The 23,634-nt window shown below is 38.0% G+C and carries 20 protein-coding genes; 16 read left to right on the top strand and 4 right to left on the bottom strand.

What is annotated here, in order from left to right:
- Positions 1-113 precede the first annotated feature (113 nt).
- From yfmF to BCR25_RS08095, 5 genes are all read left to right on the top strand, one after another.
- A complete protein-coding gene (gene yfmF, locus BCR25_RS08115) occupies positions 114-1,382 on the top strand; it encodes an EF-P 5-aminopentanol modification-associated protein YfmF (RefSeq protein WP_069663117.1) in 1,269 nt (422 codons plus the stop codon).
- Positions 1,375-2,667 carry an EF-P 5-aminopentanol modification-associated protein YfmH gene (gene yfmH, locus BCR25_RS08110; RefSeq protein ID WP_069663116.1) on the top strand — a complete coding sequence of 431 codons (1,293 nt, stop codon included), beginning with the start codon at positions 1,375-1,377 and terminating at the stop codon, positions 2,665-2,667. The genes yfmF and yfmH overlap by 8 nt, the downstream gene beginning before the upstream one ends.
- Positions 2,668-2,984: 317 nt before the next feature.
- Positions 2,985-3,932, top strand: a complete 948-nt coding sequence (locus BCR25_RS08105; RefSeq protein ID WP_069663115.1) for a helix-turn-helix domain-containing protein — start codon at positions 2,985-2,987, stop codon at positions 3,930-3,932.
- Positions 3,933-4,123: 191 nt separating this feature from the next.
- Positions 4,124-4,702, top strand: coding sequence for a CDP-diacylglycerol--glycerol-3-phosphate 3-phosphatidyltransferase (gene pgsA, locus BCR25_RS08100; protein ID WP_069663114.1), 579 nt, complete (start codon positions 4,124-4,126; stop codon positions 4,700-4,702).
- A 256-nt stretch (positions 4,703-4,958) separates the two neighbouring features.
- Entirely contained in the window at positions 4,959-5,624 is a 666-nt protein-coding gene (locus BCR25_RS08095; RefSeq protein ID WP_069663113.1) for a hypothetical protein, read from the top strand.
- A 134-nt stretch (positions 5,625-5,758) separates the two neighbouring features.
- Here BCR25_RS08095 and BCR25_RS08090 read toward each other — a convergent pair whose 3' ends face one another.
- Genes BCR25_RS08090 through BCR25_RS08080 form a run of 3 tightly spaced genes read right to left on the bottom strand, consistent with a single transcriptional unit; the run spans position 5,759 to position 10,977 of the window.
- The gene (locus BCR25_RS08090) at positions 5,759-7,189 is read right to left on the bottom strand and encodes a DUF1958 domain-containing protein (protein ID WP_069663112.1); all 1,431 of its coding nucleotides are present in this window, start codon (positions 7,187-7,189) and stop codon (positions 5,759-5,761) included.
- A 21-nt stretch (positions 7,190-7,210) separates the two neighbouring features.
- Positions 7,211-9,292, bottom strand: coding sequence for a hypothetical protein (locus tag BCR25_RS08085; protein WP_069663111.1), 2,082 nt, complete (start codon positions 9,290-9,292; stop codon positions 7,211-7,213).
- Positions 9,289-10,977 (bottom strand): molecular chaperone HscC, encoded by a 1,689-nt coding sequence (locus BCR25_RS08080; protein ID WP_069663110.1) that lies wholly within the window; start codon positions 10,975-10,977, stop codon positions 9,289-9,291. Before BCR25_RS08080 ends, BCR25_RS08085 begins: the two co-directional genes overlap by 4 nt.
- 218 nt (positions 10,978-11,195) lie before the next feature.
- Here BCR25_RS08080 and BCR25_RS08075 point away from each other — a divergent pair, with 218 nt between their 5' ends.
- From BCR25_RS08075 to BCR25_RS08060, 4 genes are all read left to right on the top strand, one after another.
- The gene (locus BCR25_RS08075; RefSeq protein WP_245792105.1) at positions 11,196-12,923 is read left to right on the top strand and encodes a patatin-like phospholipase family protein; all 1,728 of its coding nucleotides are present in this window, start codon (positions 11,196-11,198) and stop codon (positions 12,921-12,923) included.
- Positions 12,893-13,111 carry a YdbC family protein gene (locus tag BCR25_RS08070; protein WP_069663108.1) on the top strand — a complete coding sequence of 73 codons (219 nt, stop codon included), beginning with the start codon at positions 12,893-12,895 and terminating at the stop codon, positions 13,109-13,111. The genes BCR25_RS08075 and BCR25_RS08070 overlap by 31 nt, the downstream gene beginning before the upstream one ends.
- Positions 13,112-13,127: 16 nt before the next feature.
- Positions 13,128-14,012 (top strand): YicC/YloC family endoribonuclease, encoded by an 885-nt coding sequence (locus BCR25_RS08065; protein WP_069663107.1) that lies wholly within the window; start codon positions 13,128-13,130, stop codon positions 14,010-14,012.
- Positions 14,013-14,081: 69 nt separating this feature from the next.
- Entirely contained in the window at positions 14,082-14,369 is a 288-nt protein-coding gene (locus BCR25_RS08060) for a hypothetical protein (RefSeq protein WP_069663106.1), read from the top strand.
- Positions 14,370-14,432: 63 nt separating this feature from the next.
- Here BCR25_RS08060 and BCR25_RS08055 read toward each other — a convergent pair whose 3' ends face one another.
- Positions 14,433-15,878, bottom strand: a complete 1,446-nt coding sequence (locus BCR25_RS08055) for a DUF1958 domain-containing protein (RefSeq protein WP_069663105.1) — start codon at positions 15,876-15,878, stop codon at positions 14,433-14,435.
- A 435-nt stretch (positions 15,879-16,313) separates the two neighbouring features.
- Here BCR25_RS08055 and gmk point away from each other — a divergent pair, with 435 nt between their 5' ends.
- From gmk to BCR25_RS08020, 7 genes are all read left to right on the top strand, one after another.
- Positions 16,314-16,928 (top strand): guanylate kinase, encoded by a 615-nt coding sequence (gene gmk, locus BCR25_RS08050; protein WP_069663104.1) that lies wholly within the window; start codon positions 16,314-16,316, stop codon positions 16,926-16,928.
- A gap of 4 nt (positions 16,929-16,932) precedes the next feature.
- Positions 16,933-17,238 (top strand): DNA-directed RNA polymerase subunit omega, encoded by a 306-nt coding sequence (gene rpoZ / locus BCR25_RS08045; protein WP_069663103.1) that lies wholly within the window; start codon positions 16,933-16,935, stop codon positions 17,236-17,238.
- A 522-nt stretch (positions 17,239-17,760) separates the two neighbouring features.
- Entirely contained in the window at positions 17,761-18,870 is a 1,110-nt protein-coding gene (locus tag BCR25_RS08040) for a tyrosine-type recombinase/integrase (protein ID WP_069663102.1), read from the top strand.
- 324 nt (positions 18,871-19,194) lie between these two features.
- Positions 19,195-21,648 carry a lectin-like domain-containing protein gene (locus BCR25_RS08035; RefSeq protein ID WP_069663101.1) on the top strand — a complete coding sequence of 818 codons (2,454 nt, stop codon included), beginning with the start codon at positions 19,195-19,197 and terminating at the stop codon, positions 21,646-21,648.
- A gap of 16 nt (positions 21,649-21,664) precedes the next feature.
- Positions 21,665-21,985 (top strand): EF2685/EF0750 family sortase-dependent surface protein, encoded by a 321-nt coding sequence (locus BCR25_RS08030; protein ID WP_069663100.1) that lies wholly within the window; start codon positions 21,665-21,667, stop codon positions 21,983-21,985.
- Between the two features lie 6 nt (positions 21,986-21,991).
- Entirely contained in the window at positions 21,992-22,780 is a 789-nt protein-coding gene (locus tag BCR25_RS08025; protein WP_069663099.1) for a WxL domain-containing protein, read from the top strand.
- 28 nt (positions 22,781-22,808) lie between these two features.
- Entirely contained in the window at positions 22,809-23,588 is a 780-nt protein-coding gene (locus BCR25_RS08020) for a WxL domain-containing protein (protein ID WP_069663098.1), read from the top strand.
- Positions 23,589-23,634 lie beyond the last annotated feature (46 nt).

Here is a 23,634-nt window from a genome sequence, read left to right as displayed (position 1 = left end):
GTGCTATAATTAACTAGATGCGGAAAATCTTAAAAAAAGATTTAAAAACAGCCAGATGATTGTATTTCATGCTGAGCTTTATTATGATGAAAAAACAAAGAGGAGCTGACAAGATGCCGATTGCATTAGCACAAGGAGTCAACTTACATGTTGTTCCAACAGAAAAATATAAAACCGTACGGATTTTAGTACGTTTCAACACGCGCTTAAATAAAGAAACGATCACAAAACGCACGTTGTTATCTAGTTTATTAGAGACGAACAGTCTGAATTATCCAGATCAAGTGAAATTAAGTGAAAAGCTGGCAGAGCTGTATGGCGCAAGCTTTGGGATCAATGTTAATAAAAAAGGGAACTTGCATTGGTTGAACGTTTCTATGAATTTTGTAAATGACCGCTATTTAGAAGATAGCCATGTTTTGGAAGATGCTATTGACTTTATCAAAGAAATTTTATTTTATCCAAATATTATTGATGGAAAATTTGAGACGGAAACGTTCCAGCGTGAGAAAGAAAATTTAGCTGCTTACTATGAAAGTGTTTCAGAAGATAAACAAGTGTATTCTTCTTTAGCTTTACAAAACCTTTATTTCAGTCCATCAGCTGATCAAAGAATCCCAAGTTTTGGCAATAGTTCAGACCTTGAAGCGGAAACAGCGGAAAGCATTGCAGCGTATCACCAAAAAATGCTTCAAGAAGATCAAGTAGACATTTTCGTATTGGGAGATGTTGATGAAGCACGGGTTACTTCATTGGTCAAAGCATTACCATTTGAAGATCGTAGTGAGGGGAAAGCGGATATTTTTTACGACCAACCTTCTAGAAATGTGATCGAAGAACGCTCAGAACAAGAAAAGGTAGCACAGTCTAAATTGAATTTAGGTTACCATACGGATATTTATTATGGAGATGAGAACTACTTTGCTTTGCAAATTTTCAATGGTGTTTTTGGTGGCTTCCCTCATTCGAAGTTATTCATGAACGTTCGTGAAAAAGAAAATTTAGCTTATTATGCTTCAAGCAGCATTGATACCTTCCGTGGTTTTTTGAGTGTTCAGACAGGGATCGATGGAAAAAATCGTAACCAAGTGCTACATTTAATCGCTGCAGAATTAGAAAATATTCGTCAAGGAAAGGTCACTGATTTGGAGATTGAGCAAACAAAAGCAATGTTGAAAAATCAGTATCTACTCTCGTTAGACAATGCAGGAGCGGTGCTGGAAACGGAATACTTAAACGACTTGATTCCTCACCTCCGATTGAAAGATGAGGAATGGCTTCGCCGGATGGAGGCAGTCACTTTAGCAGATGTACAACGAGTAGCTAAACGAATCCAACTGCAAGCTATTTTCTTTTTGGAAGGAGAAAAAATTGATGATTAAAAAAGAGTACCCTCAAATCAACGAAGTTCTCTATACAGAAGTTTTAGAAAATGGGTTGACTGTCTATCTATTGCCGAAGAAAGATTATAATAAAACCTACGGCTTGTTTACAACAAATTACGGCTCGATCGATAATGAATTTGTGCCAATCGGACAAGAAGACTTTGTCAAAGTGCCAGACGGTATTGCCCATTTTCTAGAGCATAAAATGTTTGAAAAAGAAGATGGCGATGTGTTTCAGCAGTTTGGTCGTCAAGGAGCTTCTGCGAATGCGTTTACTAGCTTTACTAAAACCAGTTATTTGTTCTCAACAACGGATCAAGTAAGGCTTAATTTAGAAACCTTGCTGGATTTTGTTCAAGCACCTTATTTTACGAAAGAAACGGTGGAAAAAGAAAAAGGCATTATCGGACAAGAAATCCAAATGTATTTAGATGATTCAAACTGGCGCTTGTTTTTTGGGATACTGGGCAATCTATATCCAAAACATCCGCTGCATATTGATATTGCCGGAACCGTTGAAAGTATTGATGAAATTACGGCAGAGGATTTATATACGTGTTATAACACATTTTATCACCCAAGTAATATGACCTTATTTGTGGTTGGAAAAATGGATTCAGAAGAAATGATGTCCTTTATTCGAGAAAATCAAGCAGCGAAAAAATTTGCCAAAGCGGTTCCTGTCAAACGCCATTTTCCCCAAGAGACAGCTACAGATATCGTGAAAGAAAGTTCGCTCGAGATGCCGATCAGCCGTTCAAAAGTAATTGTAGGCTTAAAAGGGCTGGACGAAGTACCAACGGACGGCAAGGCATTGCTTAAATATAAATTAACAGCCAACCTTCTGTTTCAATTATTATTTGGCAATACTTCACAAAATTATTTGACGTTGTATAATGAAGGCTTGCTGGATGACAGCTTTGGATATGAATTTAGTTTGGATCGAAGCTTCCACTTTGCAGATTTTGGTGGAGATAGCGATTATCCTGAACAGCTGGCAGAAAGAATTGAAGAAATCCTTTTAACTGTTGATAAAAGTTCAGAATTGACGGAAGAAAATCTGTCATTATTAAAGAAAAAAATGATCGGGAAGTATTTTCAATCATTAAATTCACTTGAATATATTGCAAATCAGTTTTCACAATCACTGTATGGAGAAACTACCTTATTTGACACACCAGAAGTTATTGAAAGTATTCAACTATCTGATGTGAAAAAGCTAGCTGAAGAGTTTATCACTCAAGCCGGTTTGAGCCGCTTTTATATGCGCCCCAAAAAATAGTGACTGAAGTATAAAGAACATTTTCCTAACGCTAAAAAAGTATGACTCGAAATATATTTAATTAAATTAAAAAAGTCCAATATTTCGTTAAAAACTTTCAAAAATGTTATCCTCATCAGTATTTTTTTGTGGTATTCTTAAAGAGTTGGATAATCAAAAAATGTAGCTATTTCATTGAGTGATTTACAGAGAACGATCTAAGAACGATTGTTGCTTATATAAAACAAACGAACAAAGACAGGGTGAGGATTTCCCTAGATCTTTTATTTACTAATAAAAAATACCGATAAACTAAAGAGACTGGAGAAGATGGACGAGTGGCCAGCGTAAATATAGGAAAAAAATTGAGAGATGCACGACTGCAGCGTAATATGTCTTTAGATGAACTGCAGCAAATTACAAAAACACAAAAACGCTATTTGATAGCGATTGAAGAAAACGACTTTGATTCAATGCCGGGTACGTTTTACGTACGTGCGTTTATTCGTCAATATGCAAGTGCAGTTGGCTTGGACGGTAACGAGTTAGTTGAGATTTATGATGGAAAAGTTGAAGAAGAGGAAATGGATCCAGCGGTTCATTATGAAACTCTGGATGAGTCGCGTACCCAAATGTACGATGAAAACAGTTCATTTAAACGTTTTACACGCAGCTTACCTGCAATTATTTTTTCTTTGATCGGTTTAGCGATAGCAGTCGTAGTTTTTTATATTACTTGGCAAGATCGTCAAGCCAATCCGATCATTCAGACACCAGATTCCAAAATTATCAGAGAATCTTCGTCTGAATCGAGTGTCGAATCAAGTCAAACGTCTGTTTCAAGTAGTACAGAGTCTTCGACTACTTCAAGTTCGTCTGAACCAAAAGAGCCTACAGCGGTGAACTTTATCAGCGAATCTGGTGTGACAGTGAACATGGGAGCAACCAATGTAGCGACACCAGCTAAACTTGAATTTTCAGCAGTTACAGGTCCTTGCTGGGTAGGGGTATTCATCCCGACAGCTGAAAATAATGATAATGGCTACTTTTTCCAAGAAACTGTTCAGCCAGGACAAGCTCAGTCTGTCGATATTCCAGAAGGAACAACACAGCTTACGATTAGTTTAGGTGCCTCTGAGTATATGGAATTTAAAGTGGATGGACAGGCAGCTGTGTTTAATCCTAACAATACAGGAATCGGTCCCAGAAATATCAATATGACTCTTGAATACGCACAAACACAGGCGTCTTCAGAGCAGCCTCAACAAACACAAACAGTACAATAAAAATAGGTCATTTCAATATAGATGAGCGGAAAAAATTTATGATGAGCAAGAAATCATTATAGGTGTTTTCTTGCTCATTTATTGTGAGTAACAGCTGAGTAGACAACAGAGAGAAGAGTGAAACGACTTTTTTCGTGACAGGCTCTAAAAGATAACGTAAAATGAGTAGGAAAAGAGAGGGGTAACAAGCATTGAATTTACCAAACAAACTAACAGTTATTAGAATTTTTATGATTCCGCTTTTTATTATTGTAGTTAGTGTTCCATTGGATTGGGGCAGTATTACATTTGGAGGAGCTTCATTGGCGATCACACAACTAGTCGGTGCTGTGATTTTTGCAGTTGCCAGTATTACCGATTGGCTGGATGGCAAAATTGCCCGCTCCCGTGGCTTGGTGACGAACTTCGGTAAATTTGCGGATCCTTTAGCGGATAAAATGTTAGTGATGACCGCATTTATTGTTTTAGTTGCACAACAGAAAGCTCCAGCTTGGGTTGTTGCAATCATTGTCTGTAGAGAATTAGCGGTGACAGGATTACGTTTACTGTTAGTTGAAGGCGGCGAAGTGATGGCAGCAGCTTGGCCAGGAAAAATCAAAACAGCAACACAAATGGTTGCGATCATTTTATTATTGATCAATAATATTCCATTTACTGCGATCGGCATACCTGTTGATTTGATTATGCTGTACATCTGTTTACTATTTACGATTTATTCAGGTGTTGATTATTTTGTAAAAAATGCAGAAGTTTTTAAAGGCTCTATGTAATAAATAATCAGAATGAAAAACCAGTATTTTTTGCTCTTTTTGAGTAAAAAACACTGGTTTTTCTTTTTTTACAAAAAATATATAGTCGATGGAATTGCTGTTAAATCAAGGTTTATAAGAGTTTTGGTGAAAAAATCACTATTGTTTATAAAATAATAGTTTACTTTTATGAAATTAGTGGTTATAATCTGTGTATCGGAACTATTATTTTATGAACAGTAGTATTCGAACAAAAAATAAATTGGAGGAATTAATAATGAACAAATTTGTAAAAGGTTTACTAGTTGCTGGGGTTGCTTTATCAATCGGAGGTGCAGGTCTTGTTTCTACAACAGCTCAAGTACAGGCAGCTTCTGTACAATCAGCAGACACAACTGCAAAAATCAACGCATTGATTCAAGAAAAACAAGAAGTAATCAATAAGAAAAAAGTAAGTAAAAATGGTTTAGAACAAAAAGCTTTAGGAATCCGTCTTGGTGAAATCGAACGTGAAATCCAAGCATTGAAAAATGGTAGCTCAACAGGTGGATCAACTGGAAGCGCGACAACACCATCTACACCAGCTAACGATACAGCAGCAAAAATCAACGCATTAATCCAAGAAAAACAAGAATTAATCAACAAGAAAAAAGTAAGCACAAACTGGCAAGAGCAACAAGCTTTGGGTATCCGTATTGGCGAAATCGAGCGTGAGATCCAAGCATTGAAAAATGGCAGCTCAACAGGTGAATCAACTGGAAGCACAACAGCACCATCTACACCAGCTCAAGATAATGCAGCAAAAATCGCAGCATTGATTCAAGAAAAACAAGAATTGATCAACAAGAAAAAAGTTTCTCGCGATAAAAACGAACAAAAAGCTTTGGGTAAACAAATCGATGCAATCGAGAAAGAAATCAAACAATTAAAGAAAAATAAATAATTCTCTATAACTAATCTATAAATTTTCACTTTCCTTACCCCAATTTGTGTGAATACAATAAATAGAATCAATCATTAGCTTAAGCTAATAAAAATACAGCTGCCGTAATTGGCAGCTGTATTTTTTAATTACGATCAAAGCCAAGGTCCTACAACAAGAGTATAAATACTTAAACCCACTCCAACAAGAGCAAGAAGCACACCGAAAATCACCAAAGGATTGATTTTTTTCGGACTACCGGCTGGCGGCTCTTTTTTAAATAGTTTTGCTAAGGCCATAAGCAACAAGCCTAAGACAATCAATAAGCCGTTTACAAAGAATGTGGATAAGCCATTTTTTTGGTTTGCATTTTTTAACAAAGCAGAATTTTGTAGTGCTTTTAATTTTTTAGCATATTGGAACTCAGCGCTAGGAGCTGTGATTGTAGGGGAAACCTCGCTAAGACCGTTATCAAAAGTTATCTGATTAGCAGACAACGTGAAAGTCGGCTCGGTTCCTTTTTGGATCACTCCATAAAGATCTTGAGACACATTCAGTTCTTCTCCGTTGATGGTTTGCTTGCCCTTTGTTAGTAGCTGCTTGTATTCATATGTTGAAAAAGCACGGTCGAAAATCGCATTTCCGAAGGCATGGCGTTGTAACTCACCATTTTGATCTTCCCAATCTCCGACACCAAGAATTACTTCGATCAGACGTGTTTCGCCACGGACGGCAGTAGCTGCATAATTGAATCCGCCTGTTGGGCTAGAACCAGTTTTTAACCCATCTGCTCCTTCATAACCATAAGCAAGGCCAGGTAGAGAATAGTTGTGATTTTCTAAAACTTCGGCATAAGGCGTGTTTTCCATGATCGTGATTTGAGTTGGACTCGTATAAGTTACTGTATCAGGATATTCTTTCAATAAATGATAGCTTAGAATCGCCAAATCACGGGCTGTAGAAACATTATCAGCATTTTGATCGATCCCGACTGGATTGTAATAGCCGTTGAAGGAAGCCGTATCAGCCCCGCTACAATTATAAAAGGTCGTCTTGGTCATGCCTAATTCTTTTGCTTTGTCATTCATTAAGTGGATAAATTTTGCTTCGTCATTTGCAGTGACTAAATTTGCCAGCATAACAGTAGCAACATTTGATGATTGAACAAGTGTTGCATACAGCAAGTCACGTACAGGATAGTCAACGCCAGAAACAATTGTATTATTGCTCAATTCATAAATTTGAGAAATGGCTTGATCACTATCTGTTGCTTTGACAGTGGTCTCTAAAGTGAATTTCCCTTGTGCTATAGCTTCAAAAACAAGATAGGCAGACATCAGTTTAGCGATGCTGGCAGGGTTCCAGTTTAAATCCGGATTATCTGCCCATAATACTTGACCAGTCTGCGCTTCAATGACGATCGAAGCTTTCGGTTTGTAAAAGTCACTAGTTTGATAGCCGGCATTTTGAGTGATTGTTAGAATATCTTCTTCTGCGTAAACACTTGACGCAGTAAAAATACCAGAAAAATAACTTAAAACTAAGAGTAGGGCACTAAATTTTAATAAAAACGTTCTTTTCTTCATGATAAATATAAACATCCTTTGTTATTCATCCGGTTCTTCTAGAAGGTTCCGGATATTTTTAAATGCTATTCTATTTGGGTAATGAATCATTTCTTCATTGACTTCCTCCCAATTAGGACCGAAAACGTGAGCAACTCTCCCTTGATCGTCAAAGGTAAGAATCAATTTTTCTTCATTTTCCTGATTCTGATCTGACACGATAAATTTGATTTCCGGCTGTTCGATCTGATAAAGGTAACCTGCTTTCAAATTTTCGGAAATTGGCTCATTCAAGTTAATTTTAATAACGGATTGTATGTTTTCAGAAAGGTAGTCAGTGTATTCTAACAGATTTTGTTCCTTGTTGTTCGAAAATAAAAATTTTTTTAGAAAAATGGTAGTAGAACGTTCAGGAGTTACCACTATCGTTTTGAGCATGTGCTGGTAGTCCTCATCTGAAAGCTGATGCCATTGTGCACCATAGGCATCATAAAGAGTATACGGCCCGATACTAGATTCTAAAATACATAGTAACTCATTATCAAAATAAACAGCAGTCATTTGCTTTTCAGGATACCCAACTTTACTTGTTTTGTAATGGAACGCGGAAGCCTCCTTGTAGATAAAGGTATCTTGGTTAACATAATCACCTAAACGTTTTTTCAAAGCTTCATCAATCACGTGAGTGTCAATGAAATGCTGTTTCCCTTCAGGATCATTCGAGGCATAAAAGTAGTGCACAAAACGTTCTTCGATTGTCTCCCCAAACAAGTTTATGCGTTCTTCCTCGGTTGCATCTGTTTCTTCTTCAACAGTGGAGGATATCGGCAAGGATTCTTTCGTGTCAGCAACTTTCATGGCAGCTGGTGACTGACGAAATTTATAAGGAGTTTGAGGGTGTTCTGCCGCATAGGCTAAGAACCAAAATATTGTTGCCAGAGCAAGAATATAAATGGCTACATGTTTAATTCGAGTGGCGGTCACTTCAGCCGGTGTTGCTGCAACTTTTCGAATTTCTTTTAACAATTTGCGACATTCTTTTTTTTCCTGCTTCATTAAATATGGGGAAATTACTTTAAAATGTTTTTTTAAGGCAATTTTTCTGGAAAGATCTAACTGTTTCCAAAGATTGAAAGCTGGAACATATTGCTGTGTTTGAAAAAAGATAGTGCCTAACATTAGTAAAAATAACTCTTCCGGGATAATTAATTGTTCCTTATGCCAGTCAAAAATCGTTTCTGAATCAGTGCTTTTAGTGAGCAAGTTAAAATAATTAGTTAAAAAAAGTGAGGTTGGATTTTGATCCAGCTCTTTGATTTGTTCAAGCAATGTCTGAAAGGTTTCTCTATCTATTTCAGTATCTAAAAAACTATCGGATTTATCAAGTAAATCAATCAGCTGTAAAGTCCAAAGTTCACTATCTTCAGCAAAAATATCTGCACAATCATTGATTCTTGCCTCTACACTCATACCGTGGTTCTGCTTTTTTGCAATCATTTGGTAAATTTCATAGCGCAAATAAAAATATTCTTTGCGACGTTCTTTTGGTATGCCTTTGGCTATCCGAAAAGAAAATGGTGGTACATGAAAAATTTCTCTTTTTAAAGCGATAAAATCTGCTGAGATAAAACGAGTAGCAATGTGATCTTTCAGCTGGATCAAGTCAAACGCTTTAAAGAGAAAACGAATGATTTCCTTAGATAAACAAGGATAACGCTCCACTAAAAATAATTGGATCGTATAGCTATTGTCCATATATTCATCGATTGACCAGTCTGTAGCTGTTTCGGTTAATTTCTGCCAAACAGAAAGGTCGTAAAAATGTCTGTCATCATCTACTACTTGCTGTAACTGTTCTCTAAAAGAAACCATTGCTGGAATCTCAAATGCTTGCTGGTGTGGTGAATGCTCTTCAATACCAAAATTAGTTGAAACCATCGTAGTTGTGTCAGCTGACGAGTGGTTTTTTGCAAAGAACAATGCAGAGTCAAAGGCTGCTTTAAGACGCTGGAATTCTTCCGGCTGTTCATCTGGCTGGATTGCTCTTAATTTTGCAGCATAGGCCCGTTTAATCGCACGAATATCTGTTGTTTGAGTGAGGCCAAGAATGGTCCAGAAACTCATAACCAACGTCCTTTTTCTAGTTCATCCAGCTGCTGTGTGACGTCAGAAGCGACTCTCTTTGTTAGAATTTCATCTTGTTTTTCTAGTACATTTCTAAAATGGAACAATAGAGCTTGGATTTGTTCTCGTTGGACGCCGATCGTTTCTGCGTAAAGGCGCTCTAGTCGTGCCAGTAATAAACGATTTTCAGCGCGATCTTTTGGATGGATCTTTAAAGCATTAAGCTTTTTTAGACTGTCCTGCATTTGCTGCTTTGTCAGTTTTCCAGGAGAGCTTTCAATGATCAATTGTTCTGAGCGGCCGTTTTGATCTGTAACTAATACTTCTAAAAGACCATTAGAATCATACGTAAATCGACAGTCGATCGGAGTATTTTCAGGAGCTGGCGGAATGTTGATTTCCAGCTCGCCGATTTTTAAATTATCTTTGACCATAGGATTTTCTCCTTGATAAATTGGAAACTGAACACAGTTCTGATTGTCTCTTAATGTATAAAAAGTCTTGACTTTACTAACAGGGATCGTTGTATTTCTCTCGATGATCGGAGAAAACACACCTTCGATATAAGCGTCACGAGTCTGATTAACGGATTCGACGCCTAATGTGTGACCGCAGACATCCGTTAAGATCATTTCACTGACCATAGAGCGGTCTTGTTTCAGCGCACCTTGAATGCCGGCTCCTCGTCCAACCGCTTCATCTGGATTGATTTGTGTATAAGGAATTGTTTTTAATAAGCGGGCAAAATAATTTCGGACAATTGGATTTTTTGTGGCGCCGCCAATCAAGATTACTTGATCAATCTCTTGAATGCTGATTCTTCCATCATTTAAAACACGACTGATTGGTTGGCGCATTTTAGCCAAGAGCGGCTCACAGAGCTCTTTATAGCCTTCTTGTGATAAATGATAGGTATAGGTTTGTTCCTCCCAAAGAAGCTCAAAAGAAGCCGTTTCTTGTGTTGTTAGCGCATGTTTCAATTGTTCTGCTTTTTGATACAAAACTGATTGTGCAGATGCGGATAACACGATGCCGGTCAATTTATTTTTTTGTAGGTAGTCTCTGACGATTACTTGGGTAAAATCCTCACCGCCTAAGTGATTATCACCCGCGATTGCCTCGACTTGCATCACACCTTCAAACATCTCTAATAAAGAAACATCAAACGTTCCTCCACCAAGGTCGACCACTAAAATAGATTGATCGATTTCCTTGTGGAAACCATAGGCTATTGCAGCGGCAGTAGGCTCACTAATAAGATTTTGCACAGACAGACCTGCGAGTTTAGCAGCTTCAACTGTTGCTTCTCTTTGAATACTATTAAAATAAGCAGGTACACTGATTACAACTTCGTCACAGGACTGCTTTAAAAAAGCTTCCGCATCTTCTTTCAAACTGCGCAAAATCAATGAGGATAATTCCACGGGAGTAAACGAGTGTTGTCCTAAGTCATAGCACTTGTCGGTTCCCATAAAGCGTTTAAATGTTGCTGCCGTAAACTGAGGGTGGCTGATCATACGTTCTTTGGCAATCGCACCGATCAAAATTTCTCCATTATCGTCAATACCGACCACAGAAGGAGTTAACACCTCGCCAAAATGATTCTTGATCAGTTGGACAGCCTGGCCATCCCAATAAGAAACTAAACTATTTGAAGTACCTAAATCAATCCCAATTATTCCCATAAACGTCTCCTTTTTTACCAACAATATATATAGATTTATAAAAAGTCTATCATATTCATTTTACGTGAAAATAAGGAAAAGAGGTACATTTTTCGCGTACTTTTAATAAAAAGTAAGGATTGAGAGGTAGTCTGTTGTAAAACACACGAAGAAGCAATCTCTTCAATCAAAGTATTTTCCGCTTAATTTTGGTATAATTTAAAAAGATGGAGGTGCTGATGATGAGAATCGAAAGGATGGTTGCGTCTGAATGGGCTTTTTTTGCTTCGCAGATTGCTAGAAGTAAACAATTACTGCCTTTTTTTGAGACCCACTCTTCAGCAAGAGCCATATTTAAGCGAAATGTTAAAAAGAATTCAGGAACTGCTTATGTTGTTTACAGTGGAAAAGCCCCTGTTTTATTTTTAGTGATTGAAACAGGTCAAGTAACCAATTTATTGAGTTTGGAAACAGCTAAAATCCGCTGGTCTTCGGTGTTTTTGATGATTGATCAGTTAGCTAAACAGACATTTCAGCCGACAATCACGTTTATTCTTCCGAGAAGTCTGACACTTCACTTGCAAGAAGTTTTCTTGGCTCAAGGCTACAAACAGACGGAACCAAATGTTTTTATTAAAACGTTAGAATACCACACAGGTTTAGTTCTAGGTGGTGGCGGTGCTAGAGGTGCTTATCAGATCGGTGTTTGGCAGGCGCTGAAAGAATTGGATATACCGATCGTACTGATCACAGGAACATCTGTAGGTGCATTAAATGGTGCACTGATTTTACAGGGGGAATTTGAAGCAGCAAAAACGATGTGGGAAGAAATCGAAACGAGGAAAATTTTAGCTTTTCCTGCTGGAAAAACATCCAGTGATACGTTTGGCGGGATGCTTAGTCAGGTGAGTGCATTTACGCTAAATGCCATCCAGTCTAAAGGTGTTTCCACAAAACCATTACAAGCCTTGATTCATGACACATTTTCGACTGAAAAAATGCAGCAGACGACGATTGATTTTTATTTAGTTACAACAGAATTGCCGAATATGCAGGAAAGAGTCATCCACTTTAATGAGTGTCAGATGAGCCAGTGGCAAAGCTGGTTGTTGGCTTCGGCTTCATTTTTTCCGGCGATGGCAGCGGCAAAAATTGCTGATAGATATTATGTCGATGGCGGATATCGAAACAATATTCCTGTGGATGTGGCTATCCAGCATGGGGCAACGGAATGCATCATTGTTGATGTTAAAGGTCCGGGGATCACAAAACCGGTCAAAGTTCCAAACGATATTCCTTGTATGACGTTGCAGACACCCTGGTCAATGGGGGCCGTTTTGTTGTTTGATGGTGCCAGATCTGTTCAAAATATTCAGCTGGGCTATTTGGAGACAATGAAAATGATCGGGCAGAAATACTGCGGTTATTGGTATACATTTGACGAGACAGTAGATAGCTTAACGGAGTTTCAACGTGCGTTTTTTGCATTTATGAAGGAAACGTATCAGCTAACAGTATGGACATCTGCTGAACAGCAAAATAAGATTTGCAGAAAAATGCGTAAAGTTTATAAAGACAGGGTGTTTACAGAAAACATTGGACTTGTTTTAATCGAGTTATTAGCAAAAAGTCAGACAATCTCAGCTGCTAAGCTATATACGATCCAAGAAATGATCGAACTATTGAAAAATACAGGAGAAATGAAAGCCGATTTCGTTGAATCGATCGGGATGATCTCGATTCAAGAATGGCTGAAGAAGTATTATGACGATTATTTTTTACTGTCGGATAAGCAGCAGCTGGCAGGTATGATTAGTTTGTTGGAGTCAAATGTGCAGGAAAAAGCACAGTGGCTGACGTTTTTACTAGATAAATTGCCAGTCCAAACATTACAATTATTGATGATCGAATTTATTCAAACAAGGAGTGATAAAGAATGGCACAAGAGTTCTCATATGAAATCGTAGAAGAAATCGCAGTACTATCAGAAAATCAAAAAGGGTGGCGTAAAGAGTTCAATTTGGTTAGCTGGAATGGTCGACCACCAAAATTCGACTTAAGAGATTGGTCCGCTGAGCATGAAAAAATGGGTAAAGGTGTTACACTGACGAACGAAGAATTTGAAGCTTTAGCAAATGCGATAAAATCAATGTAGAAAGGACACCCTGTCAATGAAAAGTATGACTGGTTTTGGAAAAGAAACCTTTTTAAACGAGCGCTACCAAATTGATGTTGAGATCAAAAGTGTCAACCAGCGTTTTTTAGATATTCAACTGCGAATGCCTAAAGAGGTCAATCCATATGAAATGACAATTCGTCAATTAATGAAACAAACGTTGCAGCGTGGCAGAATCGAAGCGTATATCAATATCAAGCAAACGGGCGGCGGCAATAAAGATGTGCAGGTTCATTGGAATCTTATTCATCATTTATTAGGAGAAATCGAGCAGGAGCTGTCGGCTAAGTACCCAGAGGCTGTTTTTGAGCCTGGTCGAAGTATTGAGCAGCTGCTCAATAATCCCGATTATGTTGAGGTGACAGAGAAACAAGAGGCGGACGAGGCATTTGGTGCACTTGTATTAGGTATTGTGAAACAGGCAGTAGAGAAAGTTGATGCCAGCCGTTTGCAAGAAGGCCAACAAATTCAACAAGTATTAACAGTTTATGGCGAAGAATTCACAGCCTTGGTAGAGCAATTATCGGGATTTGTTGATATATATGAACAAGAGTATCGAGAAAAATTTGAAGCTCGTTTGAATGAATGGCTGGGTAGTCAGGTAGATGAAAGCCGCTTGTTGACTGAAATGGCAATTCTTCTTGAAAAAGGAGATATTCATGAAGAACTGGATCGTTTGGTGATCCACATCGATAAATTACAAGAGCTATTAAAGCAAGAAACACCTGTGGGTCGTGAATTAGATTTTCTGATTCAGGAAATGAATCGTGAAGTCAATACGATCGGTTCGAAATCAAGCCCGATCGAGATCAAAAATATCGTCGTTCAGATGAAAACGATTCTTGAAAAAATCCGCGAACAAATCCAAAATGTTGAATAAGATAAATTTTTGGTGATTTGATTGATTAAAGGTATAATTAGGTAGAAGAAAGTGATGAGGTGAACGTTCATGTCAAATTATTATGATGTAACCTTCCACGAATTAAGTGGAAAGTCTGTAGTGAAAAGAGAAGTTATTTCGGATAAAGAACCTTTTGATGCGTGGCAAGACGCGTGTGATTCATTTACAGATGACGTGTTGAATATTCGCGTCAATGAAGATACCTTTGTGTCGTTGAGTCGCCGATTTGTGGTTCGAATTGATGTAGAAGAAGTGGACGGACCAGTAGATAAGCAAATCAAACGCCACGATGAAATCATGGGTGTGGTAAATACGTTATCCAATATGGGCTTTTAAGCTAAATAAACAAACAAAAGCAGTGTGATTCTTCATTTAAGGATCCGCTGCTTTTGTTCTGTTCTATAAGAAAAACCAAACGCCAATCACGCCAATGAACGAAAGGATGCTAAGGATAAAAAACAAGCGGGACGTTGGGGTTGCCATTTTTCGGTTGCTTCTTCTTATACTTGATATTCGTTTTCTAAAGACACGTGAGAAGGCGAAAAAAAGCACACTTAATGTGAATAGAACGCCGCAGAACAAGTAAGTACGTGTCTTTTTTGGACCAACAAAAGAAGAGGTCTTTTGTTTCTCTTGTTTCTTAGTCGCTGCTTTTTCAGCAGTCTGTTGTTTTTCCTGATAGTTAATACTTTGAACAGGGATTTTTGGTGAGACTTGTCCAAGTTCGTTAGCTAAAGATAATGTGCCGTTTTCTGTAATGAAGCGGGGCGTCGTGCCTTTTTTTACGAGTCCATAAAAATCCTGATCCAAAGTAATTTCTTTTTGATTGATGGTATTCGTGCCTTTTTCTAGGATCTTCTTATATTCGTAGGAAGAAAAAGTGTTATCTAAAATAGCATTTCCAGCGATATGCCGTTCATACTCACCTTCCTGATCTGACCAGTCTCCAACACCTAAAATGACTTCGATCAAGCGGACCTCTCCTTTTTTGGCTGTAGCAATGTAGTTAAAGCCGCCAGTAGGACTTGATCCGGTTTTTAATCCATCTACTCCGTCATAGCCATATTTGGCACCCGGTAAGGAGTAATTGTAAGTATCAAAGGTTTCCTCATAAGGGGTGTTTTTCATAGTTGTTACAACGGGTTGATTTGTAAATTGTAAGGCATCAGGATACTTGTTGACTAGATTGTAGGCTAAAATGGCTAAATCTCGAGCTGTTGACTTGTTGTCGCCATTCGGATCGATCCCCTCTGCTTGGTAATAGCCTTCAAAAGCACTGATTTGTGCCCCGCTGCTATTGAAGTAGGTGGTATTTTTCATACCTAAATCCGCGGCTTTTTTGTTCATTAGATGGATAAAACCAGTTTCGTCATTATCAGAAACTAAATTTGCTAACATCAGTGTAGCGACATTGGAAGAAGGAACTGCGAGCATTGTCAGCAGATCGCGGACTGGATATTCGACACCTAATGAAATATTATTGTTGCTCAACGCATAGAGCTGAGAAATATTCACGTATTTCTCTGTGGCTTTGACAGTTGTATCTAGTGTGAATTTTCCTTGTTCCATTGCTTCGAAAACAAGATACATGGTCATGACTTTAGCAATACTTGCCGGACTCCAAGGCAGATCCGGCTGATCTTCCCACAATATTTGACCAGAGCCAGCATCGATAACGATCGAAGCTTTGGGGCGATAGCCGTTTTTGATGGGGTATTTTGGGTTTTGAGTAAAGTCGGGCTCTACATCGACAGCGTCCGTTTTTTGCGGCAAGCTTCCGATAAAAAGACAAGTGATCAGTAAGAAAAAAGTGAGTGTGGCAAGCTGTTTTTTTAGGGACGGCATAGTCTAATTTCCTTTCAAATTCGTTATATAATAAAGGTAGGTTATTTTATTTCAGCATGATGTTCTACATTCATTTTACAAGAAAGTAAGGGGAATTGTATACTTCTTTTTGGATTTTTTTGACTTCTGTTTAGCTATTCTTAATAATTATTTGTTTTTTTATCCCTAGGTTTCAAATCAACTACAGATAAAAAAGATACCTTTTCTTATCAAACCTTAATGATAAAGTCTTGAAAAATGTAGGAAAAAAGTGCATTATAGAACTAATACTTTGTTAATCGTTGGCTAGTGGGCTAGCGTAACGTGTAAATCGTCTAGCTCAATAGGCTAGCTTTTTAGAAAAAAATCTCTCACGGCTGAAGGTGCCGCAAGTTTATCCCTATTTTCCGTTAAGGCTAAACGAGCCCATACAGCTATTAATGAAAGGAAGTCATCATGTCAGAGCGTGGATTATTAATTGTACTATCAGGTCCATCTGGAGTGGGAAAAGGAACCGTACGCAAAGCAATTTTTGATAGTGAGGAAAATGATTTTCAGTATTCAGTTTCTATGACGACCCGCAACAAACGGGAAGGAGAAGTAGAAGGTGTCGACTACTATTTCCGCACAAAAGAAGAATTTGAAGCGATGATTGAGGCTGGTGAGATGCTGGAGTATGCGCAGTATGTCGGCAATTATTACGGTACACCGCTGTCTTATGTCAACCAAACGTTAGATGAAGGCAAGGATGTCTTCTTAGAGATTGAGGTACAAGGCGCTGAACAAGTGAAAGAAAAAGTGCCTGATGGTGTGTTTATTTTTCTGACACCGCCAGATCTAGCAGAATTAAAATCGCGAATCGTCGGACGAGGCACAGATGCTCACGATGTGATCGAAGAGCGAATGCGTGTTGCTCGCGAAGAAATCGAAATGATGGCATTATATGATTATGCAGTTGTGAATGATGAGGTCCATCAAGCTGTAAAACGAATCAAGGAAATTATTGCGAGTGAACATTTTCGTGTTGATCGAGTAATTGGTAAATATATTAAAATGTTGAAGGAGATGTAGCCCTATGATGTTAAAACCATCTATTGACTCATTATTGAAAGAAGTACCATCAAAATATTCACTAGTCATTTTAGCTAGTAAACGTGCCCATGAATTAGATGAAGGTGCACAGCCGACATTAGAAAGTTTTGAATCAGTGAAAAGTGTAGGACAAGCGCTAGAAGAAATCGACGCTGCAACAGTTATCAATGATCCAAGACCAGAAGAAAAGCGCGAAAGAATGCGTATGGCAAAAGAAGAACAAAAAATGAGACACGAACAAGAGCAAAAAGAGCTTGAACATCGTATTCGCGAAGAAAAAAATCTGTAATAGTCACTCAATTAAAAAAATAAGCTTCAAGATATAAAAAGAAGAATGAAAATCTTTTCAAGATTTTCATTCTTCTTTTTTTGTCTATATTTTCTCATTTGTATTTCGAAATGAAAAAATAAAGAGATGTTATTTTGTTTTGTTACTGTTATAAAATCGTTTGTTTTTATTTTTGTTTCCGGTGATAAAAACAAGTTTTTTCTGATTAAATATCAAAGAGGGCTAGCAATTTAAAGGAAATCATTTACTATAGAATATGGTAGAGATAAAAAATAAAAAAATATTTCTTGTTTTTAAATAAAACGAGAAACATCTTTTTTTGAAAGGCGAATATTCAAATATATTTTTATTGTATTGCTTTGTTTGGAATAAATCAATAGCTTTATGATAGAAAATAACTATTTGTTTTTTCAATTTTTTAGCTTTTTTTATAAAAAAATGGAAATTTAGGCGGATTATCATAGAAATAGCGGATATTTTTTACCGCCGTCAACAGCGCCGTCAAATTTTCGGAGAAAGGGTATGATCAAATTGGCTAGAGGTGAAAACATCTATAAAAGAAAAGATGGACGTTGGGAAGGACGCTATCCAAAAGGACGTAAGCAAGATGGATCTATCCATTATGGCTATATTTATGCACGTTCTTATCGTTCTGTCAAAGAACAGTTAATTGAAAAAAAAGCAAATACAGCTATGGTTTATTTAGGTGAATCAAAAGAATTTTCGGGTACTTTTGGTGATTGGGCAAATATTTGGCTAAATAATATCATGTCGATCAAATTAAAGGAGAGTACATATGCTAGTTATAGCAATAATCTTCAAATACATATTTTTCCGTTCTTAGAGCAACGCCCATTAAAGAAGATTACACCAACAGAAATGGATCAGTTGGTAAGAAAACTCTCTAATTCATTAGCACCAAGTTCTGTTCATATCGTTTTCCGCATTGTTAAAAGTTGTTTAGAGGCAGCTAGAGAACGTGGCTATATCTATCTAAATCCATGTGAACGGACCAGTCTGCCTAAAAATGATAAAAAAAATATTCAAGCACTATCACGAACTCAACAAAAAGCAGTCGAAAAGGAATGTTTAAAAACAAAAAAAGGTCTTCCTATCCTATTAGCCTTAGAGACAGGAATGCGTATTGGCGAAATTTGTGCACTTAAATGGGAGGACATCGATTTTGAGGATTCTGTTTTGCACGTACACCGAACAAAGCAGCGCATCGCGATGCCAAAATCAGCCAGTCAACGAACAAAAATCATTGAAACAGCACCGAAGACAACAAATGCAAATCGCTTAATCCCGCTTTCTACAAAATTAAAAGCAGCTTTATTAAATGAGCAGGCACAATCTATATCAGATTTTGTTGTGACAACAGGACATCGGTCAATTGAACCAAGAACGGTGAGTTATCGTTTTGAACAGATCAAAAAGAAATTAGGTTTAATTAATGTGCCTTTCCATGCTTTGCGTCATACTTTTGCCACACGTTGCGTGGAGTTAGGTGTAAATATTGCCGCAATCAGCTCTTTACTAGGACATGCCTCTATCAAACTGACTTTAGATACGTATACGAACTCCTTCTTTGAGGAAAAGCGTGCAGCAATTGCTAAATTGGCTGTGCTATAGTGTCTTCTTGTCTTTTTTTCCAAAAAGACATTTTTTTTGGCATTTAAATAACATACGTTATTTAAATGTTCGTTCTAGCGAAGAAGAAACAGTTATTTTTAGTAGTAGTTGATTTTTTTCGCCGTCAAAATCCTCGTCAATTGGAACGAGAAACCTTTATAAATGGAGGTTAAATAGCTGATTTTCTCGTTTTATTTAAAAATAAGAATCTTTTATTGTATTAAATCAAAGACCCTCAATGAAGTCAATTATTCTGATTAAGGTAGGTTTATTCATTATGTGAAAAGATCAAGATCCTTGAGTGAAAGGAGGTGAAAATAAAGAATGTTAAGCAAAATAAAATCTGCTTTTTTTATTGCAGCTGCGGTTAGTATTTTTTTAGTTCCTTTAAAGACAGATGCACTGGGGTTCATTGATGCGCCTCAAAGTGTACCACTTGACCAGATTTTCATCACCCCGCAAGGAGCAAACAGCTATGTGGAAGGAAATAACGTAATCATTACTGAGAAGAAGAAAAGTCAAATTGGTAGTATTTTCTCAACGGAACAAAACAAAATAAACCTTACAGAAGATTTTTACTCAGAAATGTATATTTATCTTGATGGTGATGCGGATGGTGTTGCATTTGTTATGCATAACGAGCCAAGTAAACTGATTAATTTTTCGGGTTTAGTCGGAAATGGATTATCGATTTATGGTGAATACATGATTGCCGGAATGACAGATAAAGTAGGCGGTAAACGGTTAAAAAATAGTTTTGCAATCGAATTTGATACCTATCATAACAACGATAGCTATGACTCTGGTCTTGACAGTAATGGTAAGAGAGGGCATGTCGCCTATACATTTCCAGATAAGGCTTCAACGTATCAATACCGATTGCCATCTACAACGATTACAGGAATCAATCATTTCGGACTACAATATCCATCTTTTAAAATGGGTGACGGACAATGGCGTTTGTTAAAGTTGGACTGGAAAGCATGGGATGCAACGAACACAGGAAAACTTACCTATCAGTACGGCGATTTAGATCCTGTAACGGCGTCTATCTCGAAAGACACATTTGGAACCGATAACGTTTATTGGGGCTTCACAGGTTCTACAGGTGCACTTACTGAAAAAGCTGTTGTTGCATTTAAATCAGTTCCCGGCTTAGTGAATTATACCGAAAATGTAGAATTTATGAATGCTGAGGGGCAAAAGATTCAAAGTACCGTGCAAGATTCCGAAGTGACTGTGCATTACACAGGCATGTATCATGGTGGAAAACAAAATATGCTGGACCCTGTCTTGTCTTTTGAACTAGATAAAAATCAAGTGTATCAGGAAGGGACATTTCTTTTGAATGGCACAGCGGTCAACCCCACTTATATTAATAATGTGCTACAAATTCCGCTGGGGAAAGACTTATCTACGACAGATGATGAAGTCAATGTGGAGTTCAAGGTAAAAGATACCAAACTAACCACAGATGCGAAGCTAACAATGAAAGCTATTGCAACAGCCAAGAATATTATCTCAGAAAAACCAGCGTCATATAATGTCATGTATGATATCGAAGCACCTCTTGGTATAGGTAAGTTAACATTTATCGATAGTAATGATGTAAAAGCGATCACAGAAGCGACGGATTATCGACCATTTCTTTTTTACTATGAAGATGATAATACGCCTAATGATAAAATCACAATCACACTAAAACCAGGACAAGACATTGAAACAGCCGTTAGTTCTATCGGTCCGAGCGAGTTTGTACTCACACTTACCGATAAAAGTGGAAATGCACGTGATGTGACAATTCCGATTTTTGTCAAAGATCAATCAGTTGTTAAAAGCAGTAAGTACATTATTTCCGGGAAAGATGTTGAAGTAGCTGCAAAAGATTACCCTAAAACAGAAGCCGCCTTGTTGGCGTTACTTCGAGAACAGGGAGCGCTGAAGCTATGGCAGTATGATGATATTTCTGTCACGGCTCTAAAAAACAGTCAGCTAACGTTTTCATTAGGAAACTTAGCGAAGCCTCCTGAGCTAGCAGAAGCAGGTATTTATGAAGTGATTGCGGCGTATGGCGCTGGCAGTACGAAAGTAGAAAAGCCATTGAATCTAACTGTTATTCAAAGTTTCGCCACTGTAACCATCTCTTTTGTAGATGAAAAAAATCAATCGATTATGGATGATTTTTCTTTTGAAGCACCAGTGGCAGAAAGAATTGATTTAACAAAAAATCAGCAGCTATTAGAGAAGCTCAATGCTGTGAAGGGATTGAACTATTTAAAGGATTCAGGACCACCGGATGAAACAAATCTATTGGTCATTCCAGAGGGAGTCTCACGGAAATATACGTTCAAAGGAACGTTATTCATTGAATCGGCACCCAACACGATAGATTTTGGTGATCAAAAGGTAAGCGGCCAGAACAAAACATTCAACGATCCAAATTACGACCAGCATTTAGTTATTTGGGATAACCGCGCTACTTTGGGCACTTGGAAAATCACGTTAAAACAATCAGAAAACTTTAGTATCCCTGGAAGTAAAGATCATCAGCTGCCTGATGCGTTGCGTTACCAAACTGCAGATGAAGAAAAAGTGATTTCTACAGAATCGCAGGAAGTATTTCGCTCAAACCATCAAGCCTCTGGGAAATACGATATCAGCGAAGAGACGTGGGGACCGAAAAAGCAGGGATTACGTTTTAATGCGCCAGTCGGGTCTGTTAAACAAGTTGGAAAATACGAAACCACACTCACTTGGCAAATAGAAGAAGCATATTGATGGAGGAAAGATTGTAATGAAAAAAGGCTATAGGATTCGTTTACTTCTAACCTCTATTAGTTTTCTTGCCCTGTTTTTAGGTATGAACCATACCAATGAAGCTCGGGCAGCTGAAGAGGGTGGACAAGTACAAACAGACGCTGGCATTGTGATGCGTAAAGCTAAAAAGACGACTGATTCGTCAGATAAACCACCGATTCCAAAGAAAAAGCCAGTGGGCCGTCTGCCGCAAACAGGTGATCTAGTCAAAATAAGCCTGCTTTTTAGCGGAGGTGTGCTAACACTAGTGACACTGCTGCTGCTTTTCTGGCGAAGAAAAGCTGGAAGGAGTGTGTAACGAAACATGAAAAAAAACGTTTTATTTGTACTGCTGTTTTCCTATTTGTTTTTGATGCCGCTCAACGTTGAAGCAAAAGCAACTTCTTTTTCAGGAGACGCGACTGTTGAATTTACAGGGAAGCACCCTAAGCAAGTGGTGGATCCTGAACATCCTGGAAAACCAGCTGATCCTGGTGAAAGTCCCAACACAGATCGCCAGTTGCGTATTGATTTTGTGCCGCAAATAAAATTTGGGGAAGTCGAGATTTCTGATACGGATCAAACCTATTACGGTCATGCCCAACTCTTTAAAGATGATACAGGAGCCCGAGGAAACTTTATCCAGGTATCTGATTTTAGAAACGACAGTGCGGGCTGGCTTTTGCAGGTGAAACAGGAGACACAATTTCAAGATATATCAGCCAAAAAACAGGAGCTAAAAGGGTCTGTATTATCCTTTGACCAATCCTGGTCGAATTCTTTGAATGACCCTGCTACAGCACCTACTGTTTCAAAAGAAGTGATTCGGCTGTTAAATATTGGCGAAGTCTATAACTTAGCAGAAGCAAAACCGCATATGGGTGAAGGAACCTGGTCGATCATTTTTGGTGCTTCTGTATCAAATGATAAAAACCGACCAGATACACTAAAACCAAAATTAGATGAACAGAACAAGCCAATTGTTGATCCAGCATTTAATGAGCAACCCATTTATGAAAATCAAGCAGTTTCTTTATTTATTCCCGGAAATACAACCAAAAAGCCGGGCAACTACCAAACGGTGTTAACTTGGATTTTATCCGAGCTACCATAAATTTAAAAAATTCTAGGAGGAAACACAAATGAAATTGACACACAAATTATGCGCTGCAGCATTAGTAGCAGCATTCGGAGCAGCAGTTGCCTTACCACATGGCGCATATGCTGAAGGAGAAGAAACGACTACTGGGAATCCATTGGAGTTTAGCGGAAAAGGTACGATCAACTTTAGTGAAGATGATGGGGAAGACAAACCACTTGACCCAACGGATCCAACAAAACCAGGTGACATCATTAAACCACCGGTTAACGACGCTGCCGGTCCTTTAAAAGTTATTGCGATCACAGACTTAAATTTTGGCGCTAACAAAGTAACACCAGCTACAGGGAATGGTTGGGAATACACTGCCCAAGCAGCTGAAGTAGAATACAAAGATGGCAAAAAAGTAGTTAGCCCTAACTTTGTTCAATTTAAAGATACACGTGCAAATAATGAAGCAAATAAACATACGTTGATTGCTAAAGCAACAACATTTATTAATGAACAGGATAAAGAACTGAAATCAGCTCAATTGAAATTCAGTAACATTAAATTAGTTAATGGTGCGGATCAAAACCAAGTAAATGCAGCTGGTGTTCCAGCCGCGCAAACTGTTGAAACAGATGGAACGACACCAACAACATTTGTTACACAAGATGCAGCAGACAAAGGATTTGGTCAATTTATTCTACAATTTGGTGATACAGCAGATAGTACAGAAGGAGACTCTGTTAAATTATGGGTTCCTTCAGAAGGAAATAAATTATCAACAAGCAGTGGTTATTCTTCAACCATCACTTGGACGATTGCAAACGCACGATAGTTGAGTGCAGCATAAAAAGGACAGGTAGAAGAGGACGATCAAGTCC

Origin of the sequence: Enterococcus termitis, assembly GCF_001730305.1 — a bacterium.
Taxonomy (GTDB): domain Bacteria; phylum Bacillota; class Bacilli; order Lactobacillales; family Enterococcaceae; genus Enterococcus_L; species Enterococcus_L termitis.
Note: the sequence above shows the minus strand (reverse complement) of the source record. Positions and strands in the feature narration are given on the sequence as shown.

Coding starts and splice junctions, on each gene's coding strand:
- BCR25_RS08070 (WP_069663108.1), top strand. CDS start 12,893: ATGGCACAAGAGTTCTCATATGAAATCGTAGAAGAAATCGCAGTACTA.
- BCR25_RS08040 (WP_069663102.1), top strand. CDS start 17,761: ATGATCAAATTGGCTAGAGGTGAAAACATCTATAAAAGAAAAGATGGA.
- gmk (WP_069663104.1), top strand. CDS start 16,314: ATGTCAGAGCGTGGATTATTAATTGTACTATCAGGTCCATCTGGAGTG.
- BCR25_RS08035 (WP_069663101.1), top strand. CDS start 19,195: ATGTTAAGCAAAATAAAATCTGCTTTTTTTATTGCAGCTGCGGTTAGT.
- BCR25_RS08065 (WP_069663107.1), top strand. CDS start 13,128: ATGAAAAGTATGACTGGTTTTGGAAAAGAAACCTTTTTAAACGAGCGC.
- yfmF (WP_069663117.1), top strand. CDS start 114: ATGCCGATTGCATTAGCACAAGGAGTCAACTTACATGTTGTTCCAACA.
- rpoZ (WP_069663103.1), top strand. CDS start 16,933: ATGATGTTAAAACCATCTATTGACTCATTATTGAAAGAAGTACCATCA.
- BCR25_RS08020 (WP_069663098.1), top strand. CDS start 22,809: ATGAAATTGACACACAAATTATGCGCTGCAGCATTAGTAGCAGCATTC.
- BCR25_RS08075 (WP_245792105.1), top strand. CDS start 11,196: ATGATGAGAATCGAAAGGATGGTTGCGTCTGAATGGGCTTTTTTTGCT.
- BCR25_RS08025 (WP_069663099.1), top strand. CDS start 21,992: ATGAAAAAAAACGTTTTATTTGTACTGCTGTTTTCCTATTTGTTTTTG.
- yfmH (WP_069663116.1), top strand. CDS start 1,375: ATGATTAAAAAAGAGTACCCTCAAATCAACGAAGTTCTCTATACAGAA.
- BCR25_RS08085 (WP_069663111.1), bottom strand. CDS start 9,292: ATGAGTTTCTGGACCATTCTTGGCCTCACTCAAACAACAGATATTCGT.
- BCR25_RS08030 (WP_069663100.1), top strand. CDS start 21,665: ATGAAAAAAGGCTATAGGATTCGTTTACTTCTAACCTCTATTAGTTTT.
- BCR25_RS08055 (WP_069663105.1), bottom strand. CDS start 15,878: ATGCCGTCCCTAAAAAAACAGCTTGCCACACTCACTTTTTTCTTACTG.
- BCR25_RS08080 (WP_069663110.1), bottom strand. CDS start 10,977: ATGGGAATAATTGGGATTGATTTAGGTACTTCAAATAGTTTAGTTTCT.
- BCR25_RS08090 (WP_069663112.1), bottom strand. CDS start 7,189: ATGAAGAAAAGAACGTTTTTATTAAAATTTAGTGCCCTACTCTTAGTT.
- BCR25_RS08060 (WP_069663106.1), top strand. CDS start 14,082: ATGTCAAATTATTATGATGTAACCTTCCACGAATTAAGTGGAAAGTCT.
- BCR25_RS08095 (WP_069663113.1), top strand. CDS start 4,959: ATGAACAAATTTGTAAAAGGTTTACTAGTTGCTGGGGTTGCTTTATCA.